Source organism: Mycobacterium sp. UM_Kg1 (assembly GCF_000972925.1).
Taxonomy (GTDB): domain Bacteria; phylum Actinomycetota; class Actinomycetes; order Mycobacteriales; family Mycobacteriaceae; genus Mycobacterium; species Mycobacterium hiberniae.
The window spans coordinates 1-228 of record NZ_JRMK01000397.1; the positions used below are offsets into that span (position 1 = coordinate 1).

The following is a 228-nucleotide window of genomic DNA, read 5'->3' on the forward strand; positions in this document are numbered from 1 at the left end:
GTAGAACGAGCCGTTGATCTGGGAGTCGAAGCTCACCGAGTCGAAGATGTAGAACTCGGCTTCGGCGCCGAAGTAGGCGGTGTCGGCGATGCCGGTGCTGGTGAGGTAGTTCTCGGCTTTGCGGGCGATGTTGCGCGGGTCACGCGAGTAGGGCTCGCGGGTGAACGGGTCATGGACGAAGAAGTTCAGGTTCAGCGTCTTGGCGGCCCGGAACGGGTCGATGCGGGC

1 pseudogene is annotated in these 228 nt (G+C 63.2%); it reads right to left on the reverse strand.

The features are described from left to right. Window positions 1-228 (reverse strand): annotated as a pseudogene (locus LI92_RS21700) (type I glutamate--ammonia ligase); the annotation flags it as partial.